This window comes from Blattabacterium cuenoti, assembly GCF_014251635.1.
In the GTDB taxonomy this organism is placed as follows: domain Bacteria; phylum Bacteroidota; class Bacteroidia; order Flavobacteriales; family Blattabacteriaceae; genus Blattabacterium; species Blattabacterium cuenoti_S.
On sequence record NZ_CP059194.1, the window covers coordinates 386722 to 410158 of the forward strand.

General features: G+C 26.6%; 37 protein-coding genes. 2 read left to right on the plus strand and 35 right to left on the minus strand.

Annotated features, from left to right (window positions below):
* Nucleotides 1–4 precede the first annotated feature (4 nt).
* Nucleotides 5–829, minus strand: a complete 825-nt coding sequence (locus H0H64_RS01815) for a serine O-acetyltransferase (protein WP_185857103.1) — start codon at nt 827–829, stop codon at nt 5–7.
* Nucleotides 830–1466: 637 nt separating this feature from the next.
* Between H0H64_RS01815 and H0H64_RS01820 the strand changes: the two genes are divergently transcribed.
* The gene (locus H0H64_RS01820) at nt 1467–2708 is read left to right on the plus strand and encodes an NADP-dependent isocitrate dehydrogenase (protein WP_185857104.1); all 1242 of its coding nucleotides are present in this window, start codon (nt 1467–1469) and stop codon (nt 2706–2708) included.
* Nucleotides 2709–2712: 4 nt separating this feature from the next.
* Here the strand turns inward: H0H64_RS01820 and H0H64_RS01825 are convergent, their stop codons facing one another.
* Genes H0H64_RS01825 through menB form a run of 5 tightly spaced genes read right to left on the minus strand, consistent with a single transcriptional unit; the run spans nt 2713 to nt 7297 of the window.
* Nucleotides 2713–3750, minus strand: a complete 1038-nt coding sequence (locus H0H64_RS01825; RefSeq protein ID WP_185857105.1) for an AMP-binding protein — start codon at nt 3748–3750, stop codon at nt 2713–2715.
* 6 nt (nt 3751–3756) lie between these two features.
* A complete protein-coding gene (locus tag H0H64_RS01830) occupies nt 3757–4851 on the minus strand; it encodes an enolase C-terminal domain-like protein (RefSeq protein ID WP_185857106.1) in 1095 nt (364 codons plus the stop codon).
* A 22-nt stretch (nt 4852–4873) separates the two neighbouring features.
* A complete protein-coding gene (locus H0H64_RS01835) occupies nt 4874–5560 on the minus strand; it encodes a metal-dependent hydrolase (protein WP_185857107.1) in 687 nt (228 codons plus the stop codon).
* A 4-nt stretch (nt 5561–5564) separates the two neighbouring features.
* On the minus strand, nt 5565–6476 hold the full coding sequence (menA, locus tag H0H64_RS01840; protein ID WP_185857108.1) for a 1,4-dihydroxy-2-naphthoate octaprenyltransferase: 912 nt from the start codon (nt 6474–6476) through the stop codon (nt 5565–5567).
* Nucleotides 6473–7297: a 1,4-dihydroxy-2-naphthoyl-CoA synthase gene (gene menB, locus H0H64_RS01845; RefSeq protein WP_185857109.1), complete on the minus strand. Its 825-nt coding sequence runs from the start codon at nt 7295–7297 to the stop codon at nt 6473–6475. Before menB ends, menA begins: the two co-directional genes overlap by 4 nt.
* A gap of 64 nt (nt 7298–7361) precedes the next feature.
* On the opposite strand from menB, the gene H0H64_RS01850 reads away from it, so the two are divergent.
* A complete protein-coding gene (locus H0H64_RS01850) occupies nt 7362–7772 on the plus strand; it encodes a hypothetical protein (RefSeq protein ID WP_185857110.1) in 411 nt (136 codons plus the stop codon).
* Here H0H64_RS01850 and nhaD read toward each other — a convergent pair.
* The 29 genes from nhaD to rplC form a co-directional block, all read right to left on the minus strand.
* Entirely contained in the window at nt 7746–9017 is a 1272-nt protein-coding gene (nhaD, locus tag H0H64_RS01855) for a sodium:proton antiporter NhaD (RefSeq protein ID WP_185857111.1), read from the minus strand. The two genes, H0H64_RS01850 and nhaD, sit on opposite strands and share 27 nt — an antisense overlap.
* Nucleotides 9018–9050: 33 nt before the next feature.
* Nucleotides 9051–10343 (minus strand): phosphopyruvate hydratase, encoded by a 1293-nt coding sequence (gene eno / locus H0H64_RS01860; protein ID WP_185857112.1) that lies wholly within the window; start codon nt 10341–10343, stop codon nt 9051–9053.
* Nucleotides 10340–10771: a 50S ribosomal protein L17 gene (gene rplQ / locus H0H64_RS01865; RefSeq protein ID WP_185857113.1), complete on the minus strand. Its 432-nt coding sequence runs from the start codon at nt 10769–10771 to the stop codon at nt 10340–10342. Before rplQ ends, eno begins: the two co-directional genes overlap by 4 nt.
* A 25-nt stretch (nt 10772–10796) precedes the next feature.
* Nucleotides 10797–11789 (minus strand): DNA-directed RNA polymerase subunit alpha, encoded by a 993-nt coding sequence (locus H0H64_RS01870; protein WP_185857114.1) that lies wholly within the window; start codon nt 11787–11789, stop codon nt 10797–10799.
* Between the two features lie 20 nt (nt 11790–11809).
* A complete protein-coding gene (gene rpsD / locus H0H64_RS01875; protein ID WP_185857115.1) occupies nt 11810–12418 on the minus strand; it encodes a 30S ribosomal protein S4 in 609 nt (202 codons plus the stop codon).
* A gap of 19 nt (nt 12419–12437) precedes the next feature.
* Nucleotides 12438–12824 carry a 30S ribosomal protein S11 gene (rpsK, locus tag H0H64_RS01880; protein WP_185857116.1) on the minus strand — a complete coding sequence of 129 codons (387 nt, stop codon included), beginning with the start codon at nt 12822–12824 and terminating at the stop codon, nt 12438–12440.
* Nucleotides 12825–12826: 2 nt separating this feature from the next.
* Nucleotides 12827–13207: a 30S ribosomal protein S13 gene (rpsM, locus tag H0H64_RS01885; RefSeq protein WP_185857117.1), complete on the minus strand. Its 381-nt coding sequence runs from the start codon at nt 13205–13207 to the stop codon at nt 12827–12829.
* An 11-nt stretch (nt 13208–13218) separates the two neighbouring features.
* Nucleotides 13219–13335: a 50S ribosomal protein L36 gene (gene rpmJ, locus H0H64_RS01890; protein ID WP_185857118.1), complete on the minus strand. Its 117-nt coding sequence runs from the start codon at nt 13333–13335 to the stop codon at nt 13219–13221.
* A gap of 18 nt (nt 13336–13353) precedes the next feature.
* Nucleotides 13354–13569, minus strand: coding sequence for a translation initiation factor IF-1 (infA, locus tag H0H64_RS01895; protein WP_014726678.1), 216 nt, complete (start codon nt 13567–13569; stop codon nt 13354–13356).
* Nucleotides 13570–13639: 70 nt separating this feature from the next.
* A complete protein-coding gene (secY, locus tag H0H64_RS01900; protein ID WP_185857119.1) occupies nt 13640–15022 on the minus strand; it encodes a preprotein translocase subunit SecY in 1383 nt (460 codons plus the stop codon).
* Nucleotides 15023–15032: 10 nt separating this feature from the next.
* On the minus strand, nt 15033–15506 hold the full coding sequence (rplO, locus tag H0H64_RS01905) for a 50S ribosomal protein L15 (protein ID WP_185857120.1): 474 nt from the start codon (nt 15504–15506) through the stop codon (nt 15033–15035).
* Nucleotides 15499–16008: a 30S ribosomal protein S5 gene (rpsE, locus tag H0H64_RS01910; RefSeq protein WP_185857121.1), complete on the minus strand. Its 510-nt coding sequence runs from the start codon at nt 16006–16008 to the stop codon at nt 15499–15501. Before rpsE ends, rplO begins: the two co-directional genes overlap by 8 nt.
* Before the next feature lie 5 nt (nt 16009–16013).
* Nucleotides 16014–16337: a 50S ribosomal protein L18 gene (gene rplR, locus H0H64_RS01915; RefSeq protein WP_185857122.1), complete on the minus strand. Its 324-nt coding sequence runs from the start codon at nt 16335–16337 to the stop codon at nt 16014–16016.
* Nucleotides 16338–16351: 14 nt separating this feature from the next.
* The gene (rplF, locus tag H0H64_RS01920) at nt 16352–16897 is read right to left on the minus strand and encodes a 50S ribosomal protein L6 (RefSeq protein WP_185857123.1); all 546 of its coding nucleotides are present in this window, start codon (nt 16895–16897) and stop codon (nt 16352–16354) included.
* A gap of 28 nt (nt 16898–16925) precedes the next feature.
* Nucleotides 16926–17315 carry a 30S ribosomal protein S8 gene (rpsH, locus tag H0H64_RS01925; RefSeq protein WP_317168468.1) on the minus strand — a complete coding sequence of 130 codons (390 nt, stop codon included), beginning with the start codon at nt 17313–17315 and terminating at the stop codon, nt 16926–16928.
* Nucleotides 17316–17322: 7 nt separating this feature from the next.
* A complete protein-coding gene (rpsN, locus tag H0H64_RS01930; protein WP_185857125.1) occupies nt 17323–17592 on the minus strand; it encodes a 30S ribosomal protein S14 in 270 nt (89 codons plus the stop codon).
* A 2-nt stretch (nt 17593–17594) separates the two neighbouring features.
* Nucleotides 17595–18146: a 50S ribosomal protein L5 gene (rplE, locus tag H0H64_RS01935; RefSeq protein WP_185857126.1), complete on the minus strand. Its 552-nt coding sequence runs from the start codon at nt 18144–18146 to the stop codon at nt 17595–17597.
* Nucleotides 18130–18375 (minus strand): 50S ribosomal protein L24, encoded by a 246-nt coding sequence (gene rplX, locus H0H64_RS01940; RefSeq protein ID WP_185857127.1) that lies wholly within the window; start codon nt 18373–18375, stop codon nt 18130–18132. Before rplX ends, rplE begins: the two co-directional genes overlap by 17 nt.
* Before the next feature lie 11 nt (nt 18376–18386).
* Nucleotides 18387–18758, minus strand: a complete 372-nt coding sequence (gene rplN / locus H0H64_RS01945; protein WP_185857611.1) for a 50S ribosomal protein L14 — start codon at nt 18756–18758, stop codon at nt 18387–18389.
* Between the two features lie 13 nt (nt 18759–18771).
* Entirely contained in the window at nt 18772–19050 is a 279-nt protein-coding gene (gene rpsQ / locus H0H64_RS01950) for a 30S ribosomal protein S17 (protein WP_185857128.1), read from the minus strand.
* Nucleotides 19031–19234, minus strand: a complete 204-nt coding sequence (gene rpmC / locus H0H64_RS01955) for a 50S ribosomal protein L29 (RefSeq protein ID WP_185857129.1) — start codon at nt 19232–19234, stop codon at nt 19031–19033. The genes rpsQ and rpmC overlap by 20 nt, the downstream gene beginning before the upstream one ends.
* The gene (gene rplP / locus H0H64_RS01960; RefSeq protein ID WP_185857130.1) at nt 19231–19650 is read right to left on the minus strand and encodes a 50S ribosomal protein L16; all 420 of its coding nucleotides are present in this window, start codon (nt 19648–19650) and stop codon (nt 19231–19233) included. Before rplP ends, rpmC begins: the two co-directional genes overlap by 4 nt.
* Nucleotides 19651–19665: 15 nt before the next feature.
* Nucleotides 19666–20370: a 30S ribosomal protein S3 gene (gene rpsC, locus H0H64_RS01965; RefSeq protein ID WP_185857131.1), complete on the minus strand. Its 705-nt coding sequence runs from the start codon at nt 20368–20370 to the stop codon at nt 19666–19668.
* Nucleotides 20371–20375: 5 nt separating this feature from the next.
* Entirely contained in the window at nt 20376–20747 is a 372-nt protein-coding gene (gene rplV / locus H0H64_RS01970) for a 50S ribosomal protein L22 (protein WP_185857132.1), read from the minus strand.
* 6 nt (nt 20748–20753) lie between these two features.
* Nucleotides 20754–21038 (minus strand): 30S ribosomal protein S19, encoded by a 285-nt coding sequence (rpsS, locus tag H0H64_RS01975; RefSeq protein WP_185857133.1) that lies wholly within the window; start codon nt 21036–21038, stop codon nt 20754–20756.
* 15 nt (nt 21039–21053) lie between these two features.
* Nucleotides 21054–21878: a 50S ribosomal protein L2 gene (gene rplB / locus H0H64_RS01980; RefSeq protein ID WP_185857134.1), complete on the minus strand. Its 825-nt coding sequence runs from the start codon at nt 21876–21878 to the stop codon at nt 21054–21056.
* Nucleotides 21878–22177 (minus strand): 50S ribosomal protein L23, encoded by a 300-nt coding sequence (gene rplW / locus H0H64_RS01985; protein WP_394798747.1) that lies wholly within the window; start codon nt 22175–22177, stop codon nt 21878–21880. Before rplW ends, rplB begins: the two co-directional genes overlap by 1 nt.
* 7 nt (nt 22178–22184) lie before the next feature.
* Nucleotides 22185–22814: a 50S ribosomal protein L4 gene (gene rplD, locus H0H64_RS01990; RefSeq protein WP_185857135.1), complete on the minus strand. Its 630-nt coding sequence runs from the start codon at nt 22812–22814 to the stop codon at nt 22185–22187.
* Nucleotides 22805–23437, minus strand: a complete 633-nt coding sequence (gene rplC, locus H0H64_RS01995) for a 50S ribosomal protein L3 (RefSeq protein ID WP_185857136.1) — start codon at nt 23435–23437, stop codon at nt 22805–22807. The genes rplD and rplC overlap by 10 nt, the downstream gene beginning before the upstream one ends.

Genomic DNA, 23437 nt, shown 5'->3' on the forward strand with positions numbered 1-23437 from the left:
TTTATTATATCATAAAATTAATGGGATCAGGAAAAGGACTGTTATTTCTCATTTTTATTTCGTTTTTTTGATATACTATAGAAAAAGGGGGGACGCTTTTTGTTACCCAAACATTACCTCCAAGTACACTATCATGCCCTATTATAGTTTCTCCACCGAGAACAGTCGCTCCAGCATAAATTGTTACTTGATCTTCTATTGTTGGATGACGTTTTATATTTGATAGTTTTTTATCTACATAAATAGCACCTAAAGTTACGCCTTGATATATTTTAACTTTCTCTCCTATTTTTGTACTAGAACCTATAACTATTCCTGTTCCATGATCAATGGCAAAAGCTTTTCCTATTTTTGCTGATGCATGAATATCCACTCCAGTTTTACTGTGTGCATATCCTGTTATCAATCTTGGAATAATTGGAATTTTTTGAATCCATAATTGATGCGCAATCCTATATAATGCAGTAGCAAAAAAACCAGGATAAGAAAGAAAAATCTCTTCTATAACTGTTGCGGCAGGATCCGACTTCAATATCGCATTAGCATCTATTATCAAGGTTTTATAAATATTAGGAACTTCTTTAAAAAATATCTTAGTAAGATTATCAGAATCTTTTTCATTTATATTCAATTCAATAAAAATATCATATAAAAGATCTTGTAATTTATAGTAATTTTTTCTAAAAAAAATAGCATCATTCAAAATATTCTGATTGGGAGTAAATAAAATATGAAATAATTTATTCACAAAATTTTCAGATTTTTTCTTATCAGGATAAGTATCTTTATTCTTGTTATTTTCAAATATGGTTGTTAAAAAATCTAACATTTATTTTTCTGTTTTTTATTATATCATATTTATATATAGAATCAAACTTCTGTTCTTTAAAGAATTCGTTATTATAATTATAAAATATGTTTTATATTAGCTAATGTATCCCTAAAAAATAAATAAAAGTACCATTTCATGTGTGTGTTTGTTCATTTATTTACTACACCACATATATAATAATATTATTATTCTGATAATTGATTCTATTAACCAGAATCATATACATATTTTTTTTAAAACCTAAATAAAACAATAAAATAGAATTTCTATACTAAAAATAACAAACATATACAATCATACGCATACGTTACGTATGAATGAATTTTGATCATAATTTATACAAATTACTGATTTTTTTATAAAAAAAACCTTATTCCATATTTCAAAAACCAACAACATGTACATAATGAAAAAATATAAATTTCAATTTATATAATTGTAAAAATTCCTTTGTTTTATGGAAAAAATTAGAAAGTGTTCTTAATTTACAGATACATAAAATCTATCTCTTTCCTACGTTTTTGCTACGTTAACGTTAAGAATAAGATCCCTATAAAATAAATAATCACGCAAATATAAGAATTTCTTTTTTTTAAAAAAACATGTTATATTCATAATAAACTTTATCAAGTTCATGAAAAAAATTAAAGTTGCTAATCCTATAGTAGAAATAGATGGAGATGAAATGGCTAGAGTTATATGGAGGCACATAAAAGAATATTTTATTTTTCCTTATTTAGATATAAATATTATTTATTTTGATTTAGGAATAAAAAATAGAAATATTACAAATGATCAAATCACTATAGATGCTGCTTATGCTATAAAAAAATATAATGTAGGAATTAAATGTGCTACAATTACACCAGATGAAGATAGAATGAAAGAATTCCATCTAAAAAAAATGTGGAATTCCCCAAATGGAACTATTAGAAACATTATTAATGGAACTGTTTTTAGAGAGCCTATTATAGTGAAAAATATTCCTCGTTCTATTCCAAGTTGGATTAACCCCATATGTATAGCTAGACATGCTTATGCTGATCAATATCAAGCTGTAGATTTTTTTATTGAGGAAAAAGGGAAATTATATATTTCTTTTGTTCCAGATGACAATAAAAAGAACAAATCAATAAAATTTAAAATTCATCACTTTATAGGCCCTGGTATTGCTATGGGAATGTACAATACAGATCAATCTATTTATGGATTCGCTCGTTCTTGTTTTAATTATTCTGTATATAAAAAATGGCCTCTTTTTTTATCTACTAAAAATACTATATTAAAAACATATGATGGAAGATTTAAAAAAATATTTCAAGAAATATATAATAATGAATTTAAATCAAAATTTGAAAAACTACAGATTACTTATGAACATCGATTAATTGATGATATGATTGCAAAATCAATTAAATTAAATGGAAAATTTATATGGGCTTGTAAAAACTATGATGGAGATGTTCTATCCGATTTCATAGCTCAAGGATTTGGTTCACTAGGAATGATGACTTCTATTTTGCTTACTCCAGATGGAAAAACTTTAGAATCTGAAGCGGTTCACGGAACTATTACAAGACATTATAGATTACATCAAAATGGACAAGAAACGTCTACTAACCCTATCTCTTCCATTTTTTCTTGGACTCGTGGTCTTAAACATCGCGCTATTCTAGATAAAAACAGAGATTTAAAGTTTTTTTCGGAAAAAATGGAAAAAACATGCATAGATTTTATAGAATCTGGAAATATGACTAAAGATTTATTTCAATTATCATACAAAAATGAGAAAAAAAATAATTATTTAAATACTAAAACTTTTATTAAAAAACTCAAAATTTTTTTTGATGAAAGAATAAAATCAAAGAATATATAATATATTATTTTTTTATTAATTTTTTTATAATTTCTTTTCTATTAAATTTATCTAATAAATTTTTTGTAAAATGAGAAATAAAAAAAATATTTTTTGGCTTATAAAATTTCTTTTTTCCATTAAAAATGGTATCTGGAATATGTAATGGAAAAGGATTACCTTCAATAATTAATATTATTTTTTCTCCTAATATTTTATCAGGAATTGAGGATATAAAAAATCGTTTTTCATAAGGAATAAAAAAACTAATTTCTTTTTCTATTAATTCAGGAATAATTTTGATTCCTCCACTGTTAATAACGTTATCATATCTTCCTATCCAAGTAAATGTATTTTTAGATATTATATGAACAATATCATTTGTTTGCACAAATGAGTCCATGCAACATGAAGAAAAAACACCCAAACAATTTCTACTATCTACACTCAAAGTGATATCTTGAAATGATTCATAAAAAACAGATTTATTTAATCCATTAATTTTTTTTATAGCAATATGACCGAAAGTTTCGGTCATACCATAAGTAGCATAACAAATTGTTGAAATATTTTGCAATTTTTTTTCCAAAAAATTTGAAATAGAATACCCTCCTATTAAAACAATTTTAATATTTTTTAAATATTTTAAACTAAAAAAAACTTGTAGCGGAACCATTGATGTTATATCAAAATATTCTTTAATGTTTTTTAAAGGATTCGATGATGGAGGGACGCAATATATTTTCCATTTAAAAATAATAGCACGTACTAAGAACATTTTAGCGCCTATAAAATCTGGAGATAAACATAATAATCCTCTAATTCCTTTTTTTTTAAGTTTTAAAAATTTTACAGTTTTTATCGCTCTTTCATACATATGTTCTTTACGTAAAGAAATAATTTTAGGAACACCTGTTGTTCCAGAAGTTAAAGATGATAATATAGGTTTATTGTCATACCAACTTTTTAAAAAAGAAAAAATATCTTTTTTCCAAAAATCTTTTTTTTTGTTTAAAAAATAAGAAGAAGTCAATATTTTTTTAGAAGAAAAATCTATCCACATTTTTTTTTATTTATTTAATAATATTTTTATTTTCCATTTTGTAAATGGATTATACCAAATAAAACCTTTTTTAATTTCTAAAGAAGAAATCCAATTATTTAGGTACAAAATTCCTGTATTAAATCCATGAGGACCTTGATTATTATATTTTTTTTGCATGATGAAAGTCCATTGTGCAATAGCATTAATTCCAATATTACTTTCCAAAGAAGAACTAATATACCATTTTATTTTTCTTTTATTAGCTTCTAATATCCATTCTTCAGTTCCGTAAAATCCCCCATTTATACTAGGTTTTAGTATAATATACTTAGGTTGAATAACATCCAATAATCTTTTTTTTTCTTTTAATATATTAACATTTTCTAGCTCTTCATCTAATGCTATAGGTATTTTGGATTTTTTACATATTTCTGACATACTTTTCCAATTGCCAGATAATATTGGTTGTTCCATTGAATCAATAATATCTAAATCATAAAATTTATTTAAGTAATATAAAGCTTCTTGAATATTGTTGAAACAACCATTTGCGTCTACACGTATTTTTATAAATGGATATTTTTTTTTTATTTCTTTCAAAACAAAATACTGATTATTAAATAATTCTGAATTAATTTTTATTTTTATTAATAAAAAGCCTTTAATAATTAAATTTTCCATTTCTTTTATTGCATGTTTTACATTATTAAAATAATTTAACCACATTAAACTGTTTATAGGTATCCCTTCTTTTCCATAAGTAAATTCAGAATGATATAACACAGGAAATCTAGTTTTCAAACTTAAAAAAGCTTGCTCTAATCCAAATAAAATAGATGAAAATGAAATATATTTATAATAATAATATATTTCTATTTTTTTTAAAGAAAGTATCTTATTAGAAAGATTTCTTAATTCTATTTCAAATTTTTTTAAATTATTTAAAGCAGATTGATCCAATATTGGATTGCATTCTCCTATTCCTATATTATTATTTTGTGTTAATATAATAAACCATATAATATTTTTTTTAAACTTTCTATTAGAGTTAAATATTGTATTTCTAAAAAAAAACGTTCTTTTTTTTAAAAAACAATTAATCTCTCTATGCTTTTTCATTTATTATATTATATTTATTATATTAAATATATAGAGTCTCTCCCTTCTCCAATAAAATTAACTCTTTTCCTTTTTCAAAAAACCTTTTTTTTGCTTGTTCTTTCTCAATTCGAATATCTTCAAAAGTATCATAATGAACTCCTAATATTTTTTCAGATTTCAAAAAATCTGAAGCAATAATAGATTCTTCTATATCCATAGTGTATTTCCCTCCTATAGGTAAAATAGAGAGTTTTAATTTTCCAAAAAGAGGAATAAGGTTCATTTCATACATTACTGATGTATCTCCTGATATATATAAATTTCCTTCATCTGTATGTAAAAGGAAGCCTCCTGGATTTCCACCATAAGTCCCATCCTTAAAAACGCTAGAATGAGCCGCCCAAACATATTTTAATTTTCCAAAAGGAAAAGATATAAAAGAACCGTAATTAATTCCATATGTTTTTACTCCTTTTTTATCAAAATAATTAGATATTTCATAATTAGAAATTACTAAAGCATTATTAAATTTTTTAGAAAATAATTCCACATCACACACATGATCATAATGTGCATGAGTCAATAAAATATAATTTATTTTTGTAAAAAATTTTAAAAAATTTGTATTCCTAAAAATAGGATTACCAGAAAAAAAAGGATCTATTAACAAATACTTATCATGTATTTCTATTATACATGTGCTATGAGAAAAAAAAGTAATTTTCATAAGTTTAATTTATAAAACCAATTCCTATACTAAATCCATATAAAAAAGTGAGTATCACTAATTTTTTCAATTCAGAATTGAACTGTTTTTTTTCTTGTATATAAATTATTTTTTTTATATGCAATATTAAAAAAATAGAAATAAAAATAAAAAAAAACCATTGATAATAATCAATAGCTTTTTGATTCAAAAAAATAAAATATCCACCTATAAATATTGAAATCAATATAATAAATGTATGATATAATTTAGCATATTTTATTCCCAACCATACAGCCATAGTGTGTTTTCCATTTTCATAATCATTATCTAAATCTCTCATATTATTTAGGTTCAAAACCCCTACACTCAAAAATCCTATAGATAAAGAAAGAAAAAATATATCCATACATAAAGTATGTGTATATAAAAAATAACTTCCTTCCACCGAAAAAATTCCAAAAAAAATCATAACAAATAAATCGCCCATTCCTATTATATATCCATAAGGATATGGTCCAATAGAATATTTTATAGAACTACACACACATATAAAAATTCCCATGAAATATATAAAAAAAATAAAAATATTTTTCCATAAAATAGTATTACAAAGCAATAAAAATCCTGAAAAAAAAGATAATACGGAAAATATACAAATAGCTTTTTTCATTTCTGATAAAGAAATAAAACCAGATTGAATTGTTCTTCTAGGCCCTATTCGTTTAAAATTGTCTACCCCAGTTATACTATCTCCATAATCATTTGAAAAATTTGCCAATATTTGCAATAATAAAGCGGTGATAATACATAAAATATAAGAAGTAAAATCAACATTTGTTCTGGATTTAGATATAATAAAACTCAAAGTTATTCCAGAAAAAGATAAAGGTAAGGTATAAATACGAGCCGCATAAAACCAATACTTTAGTTTCATAAAAATTTTGGAAACTTTTTAAAGTTTGGAGCCCTTTTTTCTAAAAAAGCTTTTTTCCCTTCTTGAGATTCTTCCATTAAATAAAACATTAAAGTAGCGTCTCCTGTTAATTGCATTAATCCATGTTGTCCGTCCAATTCAGCATTTAAACTACGTTTTATCATTCTTAAAGACATAGGGCTTCTTTTCTGTATAATTTTGCACCATTTTATGGTTTCTTTCTCTAATTCTTTTTTATTCACAACTTTATTAATCAGTCCCATTTCTAAAGCTTCTTTAGCTGTATATTCTTGACATAAAAACCACATTTCTCGTGTTTTCTTCTGTCCGATATGTCGGGCTAAATATGAACACCCAAATCCTCCATCAAAGGAACCTACTTTTGGTCCTACTTGACTAAAAATAGCATTATCAGAAGCTATAGTTAAATCACAAACAACATGCAGAACATGGCCGCCTCCTACTGCATAACCATTTACCATAGCTATCACTGGTTTAGGTATTTCTCTTATTTTTTTGTAAAAATCTAAAATATTCAATCTTGGGACCCCGTTCTTATCTAAATATCCACCAAGCCCTCTTGTAGTTTGATCCCCTCCAGAACAAAAGGATTTTTCTCCAGATCCAGTTATAATTAATACATCTATATCACTTCTACAGCTGCATATATTTATTGCGTCTATCATCTCATTAACCGTTTCCACACGAAATGCATTATGACACCATGGTCTATTAATTTCTATTTTAGAAATACCTTCTCCAAAAAAAAATAAAATATCTTCATATTTTTTAATTGAGGTCCAATTTATAATAGAATTCATAATAAAAAAATTAAAAATTGATGTTTATTTTTACAAAATAACAAAAAATAGATTTCATTATGTTATGTGCCGTAATATATTATCTATATCTATAGGAGTTTTGATAAGTATTGTAGAAATACTTTACGCTATTCAACTTATAAAAAGATGGTTTACGAAAATACAATTTATACCATTAAAAAAATTCAAGTATATTTTAACTGAAGCTCCTACTGAATTTTTTATAGTTCTAATTTTTTTTTATGCTTTTAGCGCTCTATTAGGAGGGATGATCACCGCTTTTTTTGCACAAAAAGCAAAAAAAGCTTATGCAATATTAACAGGTTTTATCTTATTTTTCATAACATTATTTCATATGTTTTTCTATCCATTTCCATTATGGTTTAAAATAGTAATACTACCTATTTTTTTACCCTTTTCATATATAGGAGGAAATTTTATAGAATTATTACAAAGAAAAAAATGGATAAATTAATAAATAAACAAATCCAGATACATACCCTATCAAAGCAATCCAGCTAATTTTTTTTAAATACCAAAAAAAATCTATTTTTTCCATACTCATAGCTGCGACTCCAGCAGCAGATCCTATCAAAAGAATGCTCCCCCCTATTCCAGAAGTATAAGCGATAAAATGCCATAAATCATGATTAATAGGATAAGAAAACATAGCAATGGTAGCGGCTACTAAAGGAACATTATCTATAATAGAAGAAATTAATCCAAATAAAAAAGTTGTTATTTTCCATGTATAAACAGTTTCATTAATCCAATGAGATAGGCTATATAATTTACCGATAGATTCTAAAGAAGAAACAGAAAGTAAAATTCCTAAGAAAAATAAAATACTAGATATGTCTACGTTTTTAAACGTATCATCTAAAATAGATTTAGATCTGTATTTTTTAGATGATATAAAAAGTATAATTCCTAAGGAAAACATCATTCCCATGTATGGAGGAATGCCTATTATAGTTTTTAAAATTGGAACAAGTAACATTAGAAATAAACCTATTTTTAACATAAAAAAACCTCTATTTATATGATCTTTTGATAGATCATTTTTTTTTATTTGAATATATCCATTAAAAACAGGCATATAAGATGCTATTAAAGTAGAAATAATCATACATAATACAGATGGGATAAATATTTTTTTTATAAGATGAGTTGTGGTTACTTTGTTAGAAATCCATAACATAGTTGTAGTTATATCTCCAATTGGAGACCAAACCCCTCCTGCATTAGCAGATATAATAACTACTCCTAAATAATATAAACGATCTTTATAATTATAAACTATTTTTCTCAAAAGAGAAATCAAAACCATAGTTGCCGTAAGATTATCTATTATAGCAGATAATAAAAAAGAAACTATGCTGATAATCCATAAAAATTTACGTTTTGTATTTGTACAAAATAATTCTTTTAGAGCTTCAAATCCAGAGTATTTTTCAATAATAGCAATGATAGACATAGCTCCAATAAGAAAAAAAACAATTTCAGATGCTTTCCCTAGATGAAATAATAATAGATGTTTAGGATCTTTTTTCAGGATCAAATGTTGATCTAATGCATATTCATAAACAGGAATATTTAAATATATAATTAAAGACCAACAAATAGCAGCCATCAAAATAGATGGAATAACTTTGTTCACAGAAAAAAAATTCTCAAGAGTAATTAATAAATATCCAAAGATAAAAATTAAAATTACCATTGATTTTTATATTGCGCTATTCTATTTTATTATTTAATTCCATTTTGAATAAAATGAATATTTTCCAAGTGTATTTTCTATGCGTAATAGTTGATTATATTTTGAAGTTCGTTCGGAACGACATAAAGAACCTGTTTTTATTTGTTCTATATTAAACGCGACAGAAAGATCCGCTATAAAAGAGTCTTCAGTATCTCCAGAACGATGAGATATAATGTTTTTATACTTATTTTTTTTAGCTACATGAATTGTTTCAATCGTTTCCGTTAGTGTTCCTACTTGGTTTACTTTAATTAAAATAGAATTTGCTACTTTTTTTTCTATTCCTTCATTTAACTTCTTTACTTGTGTAACGAAAAGGTCATCTCCAACTAATTGAATTTTATCTCCTATTTCATGAGTTAATAATCTCCATCCTTCCCAATCATTTTGATCGATGCCATCTTCAATAGATATAATTGGATATTTTTTGACTAAATAAGATAAATAATGAATATGTTCCTCCCTAGATTTTATCAAATCTTTTGTTTTTTTTTCTGATCTTTCGAATTCAGAATAATCATATTGATTATTTTTACAAAACTCAGACGCAGCACAATCTATAGCTATTGCTATTTGATCATAAGGCTCATAATTTGCCATATGTATCGCTTCTAATATATGATCTAAAACATCTTCAATTCCATTAAAATTAGGAGCAAAACCCCCTTCATCACCTACATTTGTGGAAAAACCTTTTTTGGTTAAAATACTTCTTAGTTTATAAAAGACTTTATGGCCCATTTGAAGGGCTTCTGTAAAAGAATTTGCTTTAACAGGAACTATCATAAATTCCTGAAAAACTATAGAAGAAGCATTAGAATGCTTTCCTCCATTTACAATATTTATTAAAGGAATAGGAAGAGAACGGGTATAAACACCTCCTATATATTTATATAGAGGAATGTTTAATTCGTTAGACGCTGCTTTTGCCGTCGCTAACGATATTCCTAAAATAGTATTTGATCCTAATCTTTTTTTATTTTCCGTTCCATCTAATTCCAACATTAATTGATCAACGCAAATTTGATCTAAAACTGATTTTCCAATCAATTCAGGAGCAATAATATCATTTATATTTTGAATTGCTTTTAAAACTCCTTTCCCAAAAAAAATACTTTCTTGATTATCACGTAATTCAAAAGCTTCATGTTTTCCTTTTGATGCTCCAGATGGAATAGAAGCACGTCCTAGTATATTATTTTCTGTTATAACATCTACTTCTACAGTAGGGTTTCCTCTAGAATCTAATATTTGTCTAGCTTGAATATGTTTAATTTTACTCATTGTTCACTTTTTTTTATTTTTTTTCTGCTACGTCTTACAGGTCTAATTTTTTTTTTATAAGTATAAATTTCATTAAAATCCACTAGTTCTATAAGAGAAAGAGGCGCTTGATCTCCTAAACGAAATCCAGTTTTTATTATTCTAGTATATCCACCAGGACGTTCACGTACTTTTTCAAAAGTATCCTTAAATAATTCTGACACTGCAATTTTATCTCTTAAATACGAAAAAATATTCCTTTTCGAATGAGTAGTATTAACTTTCGATTTTGTAATAATAGGTTCTACATATTTTCTTAAAGCCTTAGCTTTGGCTAAAGTAGTAAAAACCCTTTTCTTTTTTATAAGGGAAGAAGCCATATTAGAAAGAAGAGATTGACGATGTCCATATTTTCTTCCTAAATGATTATTCTTATTTCTATGATCCATCAGTAATTTTATCTATGATTCTTTACTATTTCAATTGAAATTCTTCTATATTCATTCCAAAATATAATCCTTTTTCCTTCATTTTACTTTCTAACTCATCTAAAGATTTTTTACCAAAATTTCTCATTTTCAACATATTACTCCTGCTACAAATTACTAAATCCGCTATGGTAGTTATAGAAGCTGATTTTAAGCAATTTTTTGTACGAACAGATAGATCCATATCGTTTAATTTGGACATTAACAATGTTCGCATTCGTATAAATTCTTCATCATATTTTTTGTCTTTATTAATTTCTTCTTGTTTTTTTTTGCCTATTTTTTCGTAAGAAAAAATAGAAAAATATTGAATCAATATTTTTGAAGCTTCCATTAAAGCTAGTTTAGGACAAATGGAGCCATCTGTTTTAATTTCTAATGAAAGATTTTCAAAATCAGTTTTTTGCCCTACACGACAATTTTCTATTGTGTATTTTACATTTTTAATAGGAGTATAAATAGAGTCTATAGGAATAGTTTCAATTGAAACATCATTATTTTTTTTATTTTCTTCTGCAGGAACATACCCTCTACCTTCTTCTATTGTAAAACTTATTTCTAAAGGGACTAATTCATCTTTATTACAAATAACCAAATCATCATTTAAAATCTGAAATCCAGAAATAAAATTATTTAAAATTTTCCCTGTAACTTGTTTTCCATGATTTATATAAGCGTTAACTGTTTCTTTACAAGTTCCTGATATTTTTTGTTTAAAACGGATTTTTTTGAAATTTAAAATTATTTCAGTTACATCTTCAACTACTCCTTCTATAATAGAAAATTCATATTTAACTCCTTTAATTCTAATAGAAGTTACTGCAAATCCTCTCAACGAGCCTAATAAAACTCTTCTTAATGCATTTCCCAAAGTAATTCCATATCCAGGCTCTAAAGGTTTCAAATGAAAAATACCTTTATACTCCGAAAACTCGGATATTGCAATTCTATCAGGTTTTACAAAATTTAGAATAGCCATACAATTGATTTACTACTATTTTATTTTGAATATAATTCAACAATTAATTGTTCTTTAATATTTTCAGGTATTTGTGTCCTTTTTGGGATCATTCTAAATATACCAAACATATTTTTTTCATCCAAAATCAACCATTCTACCAATGGACCTGTTTTTTTATGTATAGAATTTAATATTACAGGATGTTTTTTAGATTTTTCCTTTATTTCTATTTTATCTCCTGGTTTTAATCTGAAAGATGGAATATTAACCACTTTATTATTAACGATAATATGTCTATGAGAAACAATTTGACGTGCAGAAGATCGAGATGGAGCAAATTTTAATCTAAAAACTATATTGTCCAAACGACTTTCACATGCTTGTAATAATAATTCTCCAGTTATCCCTTTTTTTCTTGCTGCTTCAAAAAATAAGCTTTCAAATTGCCGTTCTAATATCCCATAAGTATATCTCGCCTTTTGTTTTTCTATTAATTGAATAAAATATTCTGAACGTTTTCCTCTACGACGGTTACTTCCATGCTGACCAGATGGATATTTTTTTCTTTCAAAATACTTATCTTCTCCATAAATACATTCTCCAAATCTTCTAGAAATTTTAGTTTTAGGTCCTATATATTTTGCCATAGTTTTTTGATCTTAAATGTCAAACTCTCCTTCTTTTAGGAGGGCGACAGCCATTATGAGGTAATGGAGTAATATCCTTGATAACTGTAACTACAATTCCTGAATTACTCAATGCTCGTATAGCAGCGTCCCTACCAGCTCCGGGGCCTTTAACTTTAACTTCTACTTTCTTTATTCCAGCATTTAAACCTTCCTTTGCTACATTTTCTGCTACTATTTGAGCTGCATATGGAGTATTTTTTTTAGATCCTTTAAAATTCATTTTTCCAGCAGAAGACCATGCAATTACATCACCTTTTTTGTTTGTTAAGGTTATAATAATATTATTAAAAGTAGCTTGAATATGAGCCTCTCCTACAGGGTCTACTACCACAGATCTTTTTTTACCAGATGATGATTTTACCATATTTATTTTGTGACTTTCTTCTTATTCGCTACAGTTTTTTTTCTTCCTTTTCTAGTTCTACAATTGTTTTTTGTTTTTTGACCTCTTAATGGTAAACCTTTTCTATGTCTAGTTCCAACATAACAACCGATATCCATTAATCGTTTAATATGAAATTGTATTTCAGATCTTAATTCTCCTTCAATTTTTATATAATCAGATATGTACTTTCTAATTTTACTGATTTCATCATCAGACCAATTCTCTACTTTTTTATTTTCATTAATTCCAATAGAATAGAGTATTTTTCTCGATAGACTTTTACCTATTCCATATAAATAAGTAAGACCAATAATTCCTCTTTTAGATCTCGGAAGGTCCACTCCTGAAATTCTTACAGACATAAAATAAAGGTCTAACCTTGTTTTTGTTTAAACCTAGGATTTTTTTTATTAATAATACGTAAGCGTCCCTTTCTCCTAACTATTTTACAATTTTCAGTTCTTTTTTTTAAAGATGCTCTTATTTTCATGACATAATAAAATTTGACTTAATATCTATAAGTTATCCTTCCTCTTTCTAAGTCATAGGAAGACATTTCTAATCTCACTTTATCTCCTGGTAATATTTTTATGTAATGCATTCTCATTTTTCCTGATATATGAGCTTTAACAATACATCCATTTTCTAACTCAACACGAAACATTGCATTTGGAGATGATTCAATAATAGTCCCATCAACTTCAATATGCTTTTGTTTAGCCATATATATAATATAAATTTGTTTTTATAATAACTTAAATTAAGACACATAATATACACAAAAAATTATTATTTTATTCAGCATATCTATTGCTTCGATATTTCATCATCATTAATCCATCATAATGATAATTTAATAGATATATATTAACCTGTTGTGAAATATCTAAAATTACTCCTACCACAATTAATAATGAAGTACCTCCATAAAATAATGCAAAATTTTGAGTAAATCCCATACGAAAAACTATAGATGGAAGTATAGCTATTACCGCTAACAAAACAGCTCCAGGTAATGTTATTTTTGATAAAATATAATCTATATATTCAGCCGTTTCTTTTCCAGGTTTAATTCTAGGTATATGTCCTCCATTTCTTTTTAAATCATCAGCCATTTGATTTACTGGAATTGCAATAGCTGTATAAAAAAAAGTGAAAATTATAACTAATATGAAAATAGTTAAATTATACCATAATCCATAAATATCTTGAAAAAGATAAAAAAAATTCTTAATCTTAATGTTTTTTACATAATCAGAAAAAGTTAATGGAAATAACATAATAGCTTGAGAAAATATAATAGGCATTACACCAGCTGCTGTCATTTTCAGTGGAATATACTGATGTTTTTGATGAATTAACTGAGAATCCAATCCTAATGATTTGTAATGAGAAACGTATTGCACTGGAATTTTTCTAATAGCTTGAATAATGATGACAGAAAATAAAATAACCAATAACCATAATAAAAATTCAAAAAATAAAACTATTAACCCTCCATTACCTGCTTCTAATTTGCTAAAAATTTCTTTGTTAATAGCATCCGGAAAACGTGCTATTATTCCAGACATAATAATTAAGGAAATCCCATTACCTATCCCTTTATCTGTTATTTTATCCCCTAACCACATGGTAAATAAAGTTCCTGAAGTTAAAATCATTATTCCTATAACCCAAAACATGCTTTTCCCATAAAAAGTATTTAAATCAATTAAATAAGCAGTTTTGGAAGAATAAAAAGGAATAAATTGATGTGTTAAAGAAATAAGATACACAGGAGCTTGAATCAAACATATTCCTACAGTCAACCATCTAGTAATGATACTAATTTGTTTTCGTCCACTCTCTCCATCTCTTTGAAGTCTCTGTAAATAAGGAATAATTATGCACATCAATTGTATTATAATAGACGCGGATATATAAGGCATTATACCCAAAGCTAAAACCGATGCACGATTAAAAGCTCCTCCTGTAAAAGAGGATAAAATTTGCATTAACCCCTTAGAACCTGAATTTAACTTTTCTAAAAAATCGCTAATTCCTAAAGGATTGATCCCTGGAAGAGGGATATAAGCCCCAAAACGGTATACTAATAATAAACCTAAAGTTATTATTATTTTTTTACGTAATTCTTTTACATTCCAAATATTATAAAAAGATGTTATTAAATTATCCATAATATTTCATTCACATAAATACAGCTTCTCCGCCAGCTTTTTTTATAGAAAGTAAAGCTTTTTTGCTAAATTGATAGGCGTGTATTTTTAATGGAAGATGGAGCTCCCCCCTTCCTAAAATTTTTATAAAATCATTTTTTCTAGCTAAATTATTTTTTATAAAAAATTCTTTATTGAGAATATTTTTTTCTTGTTTTTTAATTTTTTTAATACGATTTTGAATCGTATCCAAATTGATTCCAATAATTTTTTTTACCTTAACGTTTCTAGTAAATCCAAATTTAGGTATTCTTCTTTGAAGAGGCATTTGTCCCCCTTCAAATCCTTTTTTTTTAGAAAAACCAGATCGAGATTTTGCTCCTTTATGTCCTCTTCCACAAGTTCCCCCTTTTCCTGAACCTTGTCCTCTTCCTAATCTTAATTTTTCTTTTTTAGATCCATTATTTGGATGTAAATAACCAATATTTAAATAATTTCTATCCATCGTATACTTCTTTTATAGTAATTCCTCTCTGTTTTGCTATGATATAAACGTCTCTTATATTGCTTAGTGCTTTTATCGTAGCTTTTATAACATTATGATGATTTGAGGAACCTTTAGATTTGGATAAAACATTCCTCAATCCAGCGGCTTCAAGAACAGCTCTTAGTGGCCCACCTGCAATAATTCCTGTTCCGTCAGAAGCTGGCTTAATAAGAATACGGGCTCCTCCATATTTAGCTTCTTGTTCATGAGGTATGGTTCCATTAGAGACACATACTTTACAAAGATTTCTTTTCGCTTGTTCTCCGGCCTTATGAATAGCATCAGGAGCTTCTTTCGATTTACCAAAACCATAACCTACTACTCCGTTTTCATTTCCTTTAATAACAATAGCGCTAAAACTGAAATATCTTCTCCCTTTAGTAACTTTACAGACTCTTGTCACTCCAACTAATTTTTCTTTTAACTCTAATCCTGTATGTTTTGTTTTTTTTTCAGGCATATTTTTTAAAATTCTAATCCCATTTCTCTAATTCCCTCGGCCAAAGATCTAATTCTTCCATGATATAAATATTTTCCTTTATCAAATACTAATTTTTTTATTTTCAATTTTTTTGCTCTGTTTCCCAATAACTTACCAACTTCATAAGCCAATTCTGTTTTATTTTTTTTATATTTATGGAATTCTTTTTCTATTGAGGATGATGAAACTAAAGTTTTTCCGGATAAATCATCTATTATTTGTGCATATATTTCTTTATTGCTTCTACAAACAGATATTCTGGGTCTATTTGGATCTCCAAAAATCTTTTTGAATTTTTTATTTTTCATTATTGTAAAATTGTTTAAGCTGATTTTCCTGCTTTTCTTATAACTTTTTCTCCAAAATATCTTATTCCTTTTCCTTTATAAGGCTCTGGAACCCTGAAAGACCTAATTTTTGCAGCAATTATTCCTAATAACTGTTTGTCATAAGATTTCAAAATAATAATAGGATTTTTACCTTTTTCAGATTGAATTTCTACATTAATTTCTTCAGGAAGTTGCATCATGATATTATGAGAAAAGCCTAAATTCAAATCTAAAATATCCCCACTATAAGAAACTCTATATCCAACTCCTATTAATTCCAATTTTTTTTGAAAACCTTTTGAAACTCCTATAATCATATTTTTAATTAAAACATGATATAATCCATGTAAAGATTTAGATTTTTTATTTTCCTCATCTCTAATAATCAGTAACTGATTTTGATTCAAATTAAATTGAAATCCTTTTGGAATTTTTTTACTTAAATTTCCTAAAAATCCTTTGACGAATATTTCGTTATTAATAATTTGTAAGTTTACATCTTTAGGAATGAGAATAGGTTTTTTTCCAATTCTAGACATTTATTATTAATTATTTTATCAATATACATCAATATACATAACATAATATTTCTCCTCCTACTTTTTTCTTTCTTGCCTGCTTATCTGTAATAATTCCACTAGAAGTAGAAATTATAGCAATCCCTAATCCATTTAATACTCTAGGAATATTTTTATATTTACAATATTTTCTTAGTCCTGGTTTGCTAATTCTAATAATTTTATGAATAACAGAAATTTTTTCTTTATAATACTTCAAGGCTATTTTAATTACTTTTTCGTTTTTTTCTATTTTATAACCTAAAATATATCCACTTTCTAATAAAACACAAACAATTTCTTTTTTTATTTTAGAATATGGAACTTCGATAAGTTTATGTTTTGCTAAACTAGAATTTCGAATTCTAGTTAAAAAATCTGCAATTACATCCATATAAATTTTTTTACTACCAACTTGCTTTTTTTACTCCAGGAATAAGTCCTTGAGAAACTAAATTTCTAAAAACAATACGAGAAACTCCAAACTGACGCATATAGCCTCTACATCTACCACTAATAGAACATCTATTTCTCAAACGAACTGGAGAAGCATCTTTAGGCAATTTTTGTAATAATTCATAATTTCCCGCCTTTTTCAAAGCTTTTCTTTTACTTGCATATTTTAAGACCATTTTTTCTCTTTTTTTTTGTCTAGCTTTAACAGATTCCTTAGCCATTTTTATTTTTTTTTAAAAGGGATTCCAAATAATGATAAAAGACTTTTAGCTTCCTCATTTTTTTTTGCAGAAGTTACGAATGTAATATTCATCCCCATATTTTTTTTAATTTTATCAATATTTATTTCAGGATAAATTACTTGTTCTATAATTCCCATATTATAATTTCCATGATTATCAAAACTGCTTTCTTTCACTCCATTAAAATCTCTAACCCTAGGTAAAGAAACAACAATAAGTCTTTCTAAAAACTCGTACATTTTCATTCTCCTTAAAGTGACTTTAACCCCTATAGGCATTCCTTTTCTAAGTTTAAATCCAGATTCATCATGTTTAGAATAACAAAAAATAGCTTTTTGTCCTGTAATAGATGTTATCTCGTTCATAGAATAATCTATAATTTTTTTATCTAAAATAGATGAACCAACCCCTTGATGAACTACTATTTTTTTTAATTTAGGAACTTCCATAACAGAACTATATCTAAATTTTTTTATCAAATCAGGAACTATTTTGTTTTTATAGAATTTTTGCAATTTAGATTGGTAACTCATTTTCGTTTTTATTCAATTTTTTTAAATTAGATAAATGTATGGGGGCTTCTTTTTCTACAATTCCACCTTTAGGTTTTCTTGGCGTAGGTTTGGTGTGTCTTTTAATCATATTTATTCCACGTATAATGGCTTTATCTTTTTTAGAAAAAACTTTTACAATTATCCCTTCAGTTCCTTTATTATTTCCTGATAAAACCAACACCTTATCTTCTTTTTTTATTCTTTTCATAAAAATATTTTTCACAAAACTTCTTGTGCTAAAGAAATAATTTTCATATATTCTTTTTCTCTAAGTTCTCTTGCTACTGGACCAAAAACTCTTGTCCCCATTATTTCTCCAGAAGCATTAATTAATACACAAGCATTATCATCGAAACTTATATAAGATCCGTCTTTTCTTCTAGCTCTATTTTTTGTTCTAATTACCACCGCTTTACAAACTTGTCCCTTTTTAACTGTATTTCCTCCAGAAATAGCTATTTTCACAGTAACCACAACTGTATCTCCTAATGAAGCGTACCTCTTTTTAGTTCCACCTAAAACTCGAATAATTAAAACCTCCTTCGCCCCTGTGTTATCCGATACTTTACACCTAGATTCTTGTTGTAACATCATCAATTATATTTTATTTTTCCAACACATGAACTAACCTCCAACATTTTCTTTTGCTCACTGGACGCATTTCCATAATGCTTACTTTATCTCCATTTTTAGATATATTTTTGTCATCATGAACCATGTATTTTTTATTTTTTGTGACACTTTTTCCATAATATTTATGTTTCACTTTTTTGATTTCATACACAACAATAGTTTTATCCATCTTATCGCTGATAACTATTCCTTGTCTTTGCTTTCGGATATTTCGAATTTTTTTTTCAGATTTATATTCTTTTTTTGTCATTTATTTTTTTGTTGTATTCAGTATTCAATCTGGCAATATTTTTTCTAATTAATTTAATTTCCATAGGATTTTTGAGCATTTTAACATGATGATTAAATTTCATATTCTGGTATTTTTTTTGATTTTTATCAATTTGTTTTATTAAATCGTGAATTGATAAATTTTTTTCATTTAGATTATTCATAATTTTATTTCATTAGAAAAAATAAATTTCATTTTTATAGGAAGTTTTTGAGCGGCTAATCTTAATGCTTCTTTAGCCACATTCATATCTACTCCGTCTATTTCAAATAATATTCTACCAGGTTTAACGACAGATACCCAAAATTCAACAGGGCCTTTTCCTTTTCCCATACGTACTTCTTGTGGTTTTTTTGTAGCAGGTTTATCTGGAAAAATATTAATCCATAATTGACCTTCTCTTTTCATATATCTTGTAGCAGCAACTCTTGCTGCCTCTAGTTGTCTAGCAGTAATCCAAGCACCTTCTAAAGCTTTAATCCCATATAACCCTCTAGAAAGAAGAACTCCTTTTTTAGCTTTCCCACGAATTCTCCCTTTTTGTTTTTTTTTATATTTTGTTCTTTTCGGTTGTAACATATAAAGATCTAAATTTCATTTATTTTTCTTTCTATTAAAATGATAGGGTTTATGACTTCTTTGTTTTTTATGAATTTCTAATAATGGAGATAATTCTCTTTTTCCGTATATTTCTCCTTTCATTATCCACACTTTAACTCCTATACTTCCATAAACAGTGTGAGCAACTGCCATATGATAATCAACATCAGCACGGAAAGTTCCGAGAGAAATTCTCCCTTCTTTATAAGTTTCACATCTTGCCATTTCCGATCCATTAAGTCTTCCAGAAATCTGGACTCTTATCCCTTGAGCATTCATTCTTATAGCAGAAAGAATGGATAATTTAATTGCTTTTTTATAAGAAATTCGATTTTCTAGTTGTCGTACTAATCCTTTTGCAACTAATGGGGCATCTAATTCAGGACGTTTAACTTCAGAAATATTGATTTGAACTTCTTTTTTAGTAAGTTTTTTTAATTCTTTTCTTACTGTATCTACTTCATCTCCTCTTTTTCCTATAACAAGAGCCGGTCTTGATGTTCTAATCGTAATTGTGATAAATTTTAAAGTTCTTTCTATAAAAATACGAGAAACTATTCCTTTTGGAAGTCTAGCTTCTATATATCTTCTTACTTTGAAATCTTCTTGTATTCTATCTCTATAATTATTACACCAACTAGACTGCCATCCTGTTATAATTCCAAGACGATTAACAATTGGATTTGTTTTTTGTCCCATAAGAATTATGTTTCTTTTTTATTATCTAAAAAAACAGTAATATTACTTGATCTTTTTCTAATTCTATGTCCTCTTCCCTGAGGAACAGGACGTAATCTTTTTAATGTTTTTCCTTGATTCACTCTAACTTCTTTTATATACAAATATTCTTTTTTTTCGGAATAAGATTGATTATGTTTTTTTTTCCAATTAGACAGTAGAGAAAGAAGTAATTTCTTGAAAAGAAAAGAAACTCTTTTTTTTCTACTATAATTTAATAAATCTAAAGCTCTATATATTTCTTGATTTCTAATTAAATCTGCGATCAATCTCATTTTTCTAGGAGAACTTCTAGCTCCATTCAAAGAAGCTGAAACTATACTAGTTTCCTGTTTCATTTTCTACTAATTTTTAATTTTCAACTTACCTTTAGATCCTGCGTGACCTCTAAAAGCACGAGTAGGAGCAAACTCTCCAAGTTTATGACCAATCATATTTTCCGTAATATATACATTAATAAATTGTTTTCCATTATGAACGGCAAAAGTTTGTCCTACAAAATCAGGTAAAATTGTGGAAGGCCTAGACCAAGTTTTAATTACAATTTTTTTATCTGATTTAATATTATTTAAGACTTTTTTATATAACTGATGAGAAACATATGGTCCTTTTTTCAAAGATCTTGCCATAATTATTTAAGATTTTTATTTTTTTCTTCTTTGCAAAATATATCTGTCAGAATATCGTTTTTTAGAACGAGTTCTAAATCCTTTGGCGGGTTTTCCTCTTCTATTTCTAGGTATTCCTCCAGAAGCTTTCCCTTCTCCTCCTCCCATTGGATGATCTACAGGATTCATAGCAACTCCTCGTGTTCTAGGTCTTTTTCCTATATGCCTTTTCTTACCAGCTTTTCCATATGTTTCCAATTGATGATCCGGGTTAGAAACAATTCCAATTGTTGCCATACAAGTAACCATTATTATTCTAACTTCTCCAGATGGAAGTTTAATTGTTGCATACTTATCGTCTCTTGCAAATAATTGAGCAAAAGAACCCGCACTTCTTGCGATTTTAGCGCCTTGTCCCGGGATAAGTTCTATACAGGATATATTAGTTCCTAATGGAATATCACTTAAAAAGGTAGAATTTCCTATATTAAAAGGAATATTTTTTCCAGAAATCACTTTTTGTCCTATTTTAAATCCTTCCATTGTTACTATATATCTTTTTTCTCCATCCTCATAATGGAGTAAAGAAATAAAAGAAGACCGATTTGGATCATATTCTATAGATTTTATAACAGCAGAAATTCCAAATTTTCTTCTTTTAAAATCTATTATTCTATATTTTTTTTTATGACCACCTCCAAAATAACGCATAGTCATGCGACCTACATTATTCCTTCCTCCAGATTTATTTTTACCTTTTACTAAAGTTTTTTCAGAATTACAACTTGTAAGTTCATCAAAACAATTTACAATTCTAAAACGTTGACCAGGTGTTGTAGGTTTTAATTTTTTAACTGACATTAGATTTCTTTTTTGTTTAAGAAATCAATTTTTTGATTTCCAAAAAATTGAACAGTAGCTTTTTTTAGCTTATTGGTCCTTCCATAAAGAAATCCTTTTTTAGTATATTTAGATTTATTCTTTCTCGGGTAAATCATTGTTCTTATATTTTTTACGGAAAATCCAAATAATTTTTTTATCTCTTTTTTAATTTGAATTTTATTGCAATTTATATTTACAGAAAAAGTATAAAAACTACATTTCTCTCCTTTATAAGATTTATCTGTGATAAAAGGTTTTATTAAAATTATACGATCCATAATATTATTATATAGATAATAAATGGTTAATTTTATTTATAGAATTTTCAGAAAAAATAATATATGAAAAATTGATAAGTGAAAAACAATCTAATTCACTTACACTTAATAATTTAAAATTATTCAAATTTCTAGAAGACAAATATAAGTTTTTATTCATTTCTCCAATTATCATTAATGATTTTTTATCTGTTAATTGTAAGGATTTCAATAAATTTAAAATAAATTTAGTTTTTGGAACGTTTAATTTTAAATCTTCTATAATCAAAATTTTGTTTTGTACTAATTTTTGTTCTATAATAGATTTTTTGACTATATTTTTAGTACGTTTATTTAATTTTGTTATGTATTTTCTTGGTTTAGGACCAAATACTCTACCTCCACCTCTAAAAATAGGGTTTTTTATATCGCCTTTTCTAGATCCTCCAGTTCCTTTTTGTCTATGCAATTTTTTAGTACTTCCAGATAATTCTCCTCTTTCTTTAGACTTATGTGTTCCCTGACGTTGAGCTAATAAATATCTTTTAATTTCTAAGTATATAGAATGACGATAAGATTTTTTAAAAAAAACATCATCGCGAAATTCTATTTTTTTATCAGTATAATTGCCTTTTATATCTAAAATTTTTAATTCCATTCTTTTTTTTGAATCATTAAATATGAATTTTTATTTCCTGGGACTGCCCCTTTTAAAATGATGATATTGTAATCGGGATTTATTTTTAATATTTTTAGATTTTTAATAGTTACACTTTTTTTTCCCATTCTTCCAGCCATTTTTTTTCCTTTAAAAACACGCGATGGATCTGATCCAGCTCCTATTGATCCTGGAGCTCTTAAACGATTGTGTTGTCCATGAGTTTTTTCTCCTACCCCTGAAAAATTATGTCTCTTAACTACACCTTGAAAACCTTTCCCCTTAGAAACCCCTTTTACATTTACTAACTCTCCTTCTTTAAAAAGATCGATATTTATCGAACTCCCTAAAATAAAATCAGACACTTTATTTGTTTTAAATTCCAATAATTTTTTTTTTGGAGATAACCCTGCTTTTTTAAAATGATTAAATAAAGATTTATTAGTTTTTTTAATTTTCTGATTATCTATTCCTAATTGAATAGAAAAATAACCATCATTTTCTATTGTTTTGATCTGAACAATATAGCAAGGTCCCACTTTCACAATCGTACATGGAACATTTTCTCCATTTTCCAAAAATATACTAGTCATTCCTATATTTTTTCCTATTAATCCAACCAT

What these genes read in the sequence shown, in the direction of transcription:
- rpsK (WP_185857116.1), bottom strand. Translation starts at nt 12,824, where the DNA reads ATGGTAAAATCATCATCTGGTAAAAAAAGATCTGTGGTAGTAGACCCT.
- rplF (WP_185857123.1), bottom strand. Translation starts at nt 16,897, where the DNA reads ATGTCTAGAATTGGAAAAAAACCTATTCTCATTCCTAAAGATGTAAAC.
- H0H64_RS01825 (WP_185857105.1), bottom strand. Translation starts at nt 3,750, where the DNA reads ATGTGGATAGATTTTTCTTCTAAAAAAATATTGACTTCTTCTTATTTT.
- H0H64_RS01820 (WP_185857104.1), top strand. Translation starts at nt 1,467, where the DNA reads ATGAAAAAAATTAAAGTTGCTAATCCTATAGTAGAAATAGATGGAGAT.
- rplX (WP_185857127.1), bottom strand. Translation starts at nt 18,375, where the DNA reads ATGAAAAGAATAAAAAAAGAAGATAAGGTGTTGGTTTTATCAGGAAAT.
- rpsQ (WP_185857128.1), bottom strand. Translation starts at nt 19,050, where the DNA reads ATGACAAAAAAAGAATATAAATCTGAAAAAAAAATTCGAAATATCCGA.
- H0H64_RS01870 (WP_185857114.1), bottom strand. Translation starts at nt 11,789, where the DNA reads ATGGCTATTCTAAATTTTGTAAAACCTGATAGAATTGCAATATCCGAG.
- secY (WP_185857119.1), bottom strand. Translation starts at nt 15,022, where the DNA reads ATGGATAATTTAATAACATCTTTTTATAATATTTGGAATGTAAAAGAA.
- rplO (WP_185857120.1), bottom strand. Translation starts at nt 15,506, where the DNA reads ATGGATAGAAATTATTTAAATATTGGTTATTTACATCCAAATAATGGA.
- rpsD (WP_185857115.1), bottom strand. Translation starts at nt 12,418, where the DNA reads ATGGCAAAATATATAGGACCTAAAACTAAAATTTCTAGAAGATTTGGA.
- menB (WP_185857109.1), bottom strand. Translation starts at nt 7,297, where the DNA reads ATGAATTCTATTATAAATTGGACCTCAATTAAAAAATATGAAGATATT.
- rplP (WP_185857130.1), bottom strand. Translation starts at nt 19,650, where the DNA reads ATGTTACAACCGAAAAGAACAAAATATAAAAAAAAACAAAAAGGGAGA.
- H0H64_RS01815 (WP_185857103.1), bottom strand. Translation starts at nt 829, where the DNA reads ATGTTAGATTTTTTAACAACCATATTTGAAAATAACAAGAATAAAGAT.
- rplC (WP_185857136.1), bottom strand. Translation starts at nt 23,437, where the DNA reads ATGGTTGGATTAATAGGAAAAAATATAGGAATGACTAGTATATTTTTG.
- infA (WP_014726678.1), bottom strand. Translation starts at nt 13,569, where the DNA reads ATGGCTAAACAAAAGCATATTGAAGTTGATGGGACTATTATTGAATCA.
- eno (WP_185857112.1), bottom strand. Translation starts at nt 10,343, where the DNA reads ATGAGTAAAATTAAACATATTCAAGCTAGACAAATATTAGATTCTAGA.
- rpsE (WP_185857121.1), bottom strand. Translation starts at nt 16,008, where the DNA reads ATGCCTGAAAAAAAAACAAAACATACAGGATTAGAGTTAAAAGAAAAA.
- rplR (WP_185857122.1), bottom strand. Translation starts at nt 16,337, where the DNA reads ATGAAAAATAAAAAATTCAAAAAGATTTTTGGAGATCCAAATAGACCC.
- nhaD (WP_185857111.1), bottom strand. Translation starts at nt 9,017, where the DNA reads ATGGTAATTTTAATTTTTATCTTTGGATATTTATTAATTACTCTTGAG.
- H0H64_RS01835 (WP_185857107.1), bottom strand. Translation starts at nt 5,560, where the DNA reads ATGAAAATTACTTTTTTTTCTCATAGCACATGTATAATAGAAATACAT.
- rpsM (WP_185857117.1), bottom strand. Translation starts at nt 13,207, where the DNA reads ATGTCTGTAAGAATTTCAGGAGTGGACCTTCCGAGATCTAAAAGAGGA.
- rpsS (WP_185857133.1), bottom strand. Translation starts at nt 21,038, where the DNA reads ATGGCAAGATCTTTGAAAAAAGGACCATATGTTTCTCATCAGTTATAT.
- rplN (WP_185857611.1), bottom strand. Translation starts at nt 18,758, where the DNA reads ATGTTACAACAAGAATCTAGGTGTAAAGTATCGGATAACACAGGGGCG.
- H0H64_RS01850 (WP_185857110.1), top strand. Translation starts at nt 7,362, where the DNA reads ATGTGCCGTAATATATTATCTATATCTATAGGAGTTTTGATAAGTATT.
- rplQ (WP_185857113.1), bottom strand. Translation starts at nt 10,771, where the DNA reads ATGGATCATAGAAATAAGAATAATCATTTAGGAAGAAAATATGGACAT.
- H0H64_RS01830 (WP_185857106.1), bottom strand. Translation starts at nt 4,851, where the DNA reads ATGAAAAAGCATAGAGAGATTAATTGTTTTTTAAAAAAAAGAACGTTT.
- rplE (WP_185857126.1), bottom strand. Translation starts at nt 18,146, where the DNA reads ATGAGTTACCAATCTAAATTGCAAAAATTCTATAAAAACAAAATAGTT.
- rplD (WP_185857135.1), bottom strand. Translation starts at nt 22,814, where the DNA reads ATGGAATTAAAAATTTTAGATATAAAAGGCAATTATACTGATAAAAAA.
- rpsC (WP_185857131.1), bottom strand. Translation starts at nt 20,370, where the DNA reads ATGGGACAAAAAACAAATCCAATTGTTAATCGTCTTGGAATTATAACA.
- rpsN (WP_185857125.1), bottom strand. Translation starts at nt 17,592, where the DNA reads ATGGCTAAGGAATCTGTTAAAGCTAGACAAAAAAAAAGAGAAAAAATG.
- rpmJ (WP_185857118.1), bottom strand. Translation starts at nt 13,335, where the DNA reads ATGAAAATAAGAGCATCTTTAAAAAAAAGAACTGAAAATTGTAAAATA.
- rpmC (WP_185857129.1), bottom strand. Translation starts at nt 19,234, where the DNA reads ATGAATAATCTAAATGAAAAAAATTTATCAATTCACGATTTAATAAAA.
- rplV (WP_185857132.1), bottom strand. Translation starts at nt 20,747, where the DNA reads ATGAAACAGGAAACTAGTATAGTTTCAGCTTCTTTGAATGGAGCTAGA.
- menA (WP_185857108.1), bottom strand. Translation starts at nt 6,476, where the DNA reads ATGAAACTAAAGTATTGGTTTTATGCGGCTCGTATTTATACCTTACCT.
- rplB (WP_185857134.1), bottom strand. Translation starts at nt 21,878, where the DNA reads ATGTCAGTTAAAAAATTAAAACCTACAACACCTGGTCAACGTTTTAGA.
- rplW (WP_394798747.1), bottom strand. Translation starts at nt 22,177, where the DNA reads ATGGATCGTATAATTTTAATAAAACCTTTTATCACAGATAAATCTTAT.